The sequence below is a fragment of the Streptococcus sp. genome, from assembly GCF_019414905.1.
In the GTDB taxonomy this organism is placed as follows: domain Bacteria; phylum Bacillota; class Bacilli; order Lactobacillales; family Streptococcaceae; genus Streptococcus.
In genome coordinates, this window is sequence record NZ_DXLC01000261.1 from 1 (window position 1) to 1,703 (window position 1,703).

General features: G+C 39.6%; 1 protein-coding gene and 2 pseudogenes. 2 read left to right on the forward strand and 1 reads right to left on the reverse strand.

Features of this window, described 5'->3' with window-relative positions; genetic code table 11:
- Positions 1 to 320 (reverse strand): annotated as a pseudogene (locus QZ359_RS07915) (LTA synthase family protein); the annotation flags it as partial.
- Positions 321 to 469: 149 nt separating this feature from the next.
- On the opposite strand from QZ359_RS07915, the gene QZ359_RS07920 reads away from it, so the two are divergent.
- Together QZ359_RS07920 and aroD are read left to right on the forward strand one after the other, a co-directional pair.
- Complete coding sequence (locus QZ359_RS07920; protein ID WP_261024390.1) at positions 470 to 1,633, forward strand: class I SAM-dependent rRNA methyltransferase; 1,164 nt, start codon at positions 470 to 472, stop codon at positions 1,631 to 1,633.
- Positions 1,630 to 1,703: pseudogene (gene aroD, locus QZ359_RS07925) on the forward strand (3-dehydroquinate dehydratase); the annotation flags it as partial. The gene QZ359_RS07920 and the pseudogene aroD, both read left to right, overlap by 4 nt.

Below are 1,703 nucleotides of genomic sequence, written 5' to 3' on the forward strand. Positions count from 1 at the left end.
AGACAGACTTTCATGGTATTGGCCGTGATAAAGTCACTAAATTCTCGATAGTAAAAGACATTGGAATAAAGCCAAATGAATAAAAGGCTATAAATAGCTATACTCAGGCCATAAAAGATCTTGGTTGAACGAGCATAGAGGGCTAGAGCCAGCAGGAGTAGTCCTAGAGGAAGGGGGTTGAAAAAGGCGATAAAGGCAAGGTAATTTCCCTGCAACTTGCCTACTTGAATATCTAAATTAAAGTCAACGGTATAGGCTAATAAGGTTTTGAGCCAATAGAGGATTAAAAGGGTTAGGACAAAACCCAGTCTGGTACCCATGGCTTTTTGGATTTTGTTAAAATTGCTTTTCACACATTTACTTCCTAATTTTTTATTAGTATTAGTATACCATTTTTTAAAAGAAGAGTAAAAAAGCAAGGGTAGTTTCTTTTTTGAGAATTGTCTAAAAGTTTGATATAATGGTAGTTATGAATAGAATAAGAGTCAGTAAAAGGGTTGAAAAAAAGCTTGCCAAAGGTCTGGTTTTACTAGAAGCTAGCGAACTTGAGAATGTCAATCTCAAGGATCAGGAAGTAGAAGTCCATAGTCAAGATGGAAACTTTCTTGGGACTGCCTACCTTTCCCAACAAAATAAGGGCTTGGGCTGGTTTGTCAGCAAGGACAAGCTTACATTTAATCAAGCTTTCTTTGAAACGCTGTTTAGACAAGCTAAAGAAAAGAGAAGAGCCTACTATCAAGATGATTTGACAACTGCCTTTCGTCTCTTCAACCAAGAGGGAGATGGCTTTGGCGGTCTGACAGTGGACCTTTATGGCGACTATGCTGTCTTTTCTTGGTATAACTCTTATGTTTATCAGATTCGCAAGGTTATCTCAGAAGCCTTTAGACAGGTTTTTCCTGAGCTTTTAGGAGCCTATGAGAAGATTCGCTTTAAAGGATTGGACTATGAATCTGCCCATGTTTATGGTCAAGAAGCACCTGACTTTTTCACTGTTTTGGAAAATGGTGTTCTGTATCAAGTCTTTATGAACGATGGCTTGATGACAGGGATTTTCCTAGACCAGCATGAAGTTCGCGGTAGTTTAGTGGATGGATTGGCTATGGGCAAATCCTTGCTCAACATGTTTTCTTATACAGCAGCCTTTTCAGTAGCTGCGGCCATGGGAGGAGCTAGCCAGACAACTTCTGTTGACCTAGCCAAACGTTCACGAGAATTGTCTCAAGCGCATTTTCAGGCAAATGGGCTCAGCACAGACGACCATCGTTTTATAGTTATGGATGTCTTTGAATATTTCAAATACGCTAAGAGAAAAGGCTTGACCTACGATGTGATTGTCCTAGATCCGCCTAGCTTTGCTCGGAACAAAAAACAAACGTTCTCTGTGGCCAAGGATTATCACAAGTTGATATCCCAGAGTCTTGAGATTTTAAATCTGGGCGGTATTATTATTGCCAGTACCAATGCTGCCAATGTATCCCGCCAGAAATTTACAGAACAAATTGATAAAGGCTTTGCAGGAAGAAGTTACCAGATTTTAAACAAATACGGTCTTCCAGCAGATTTCGCCTATAATAAAAAAGATGAAAGTAGTAATTACCTCAAGGTGATTAGTATGAAGGTTAGTAAATGAAATTAATCGTTTCAGTAATGCCAAGAAGTTTAGAGGAGGCCCAGGCTCTGGATGCCACGAGGTACCTGGA

Excerpts from the sequence above, each read along its gene's own strand:
- QZ359_RS07920 (WP_261024390.1), top strand. The coding sequence starts at position 470 with ATGAATAGAATAAGAGTCAGTAAAAGGGTTGAAAAAAAGCTTGCCAAA.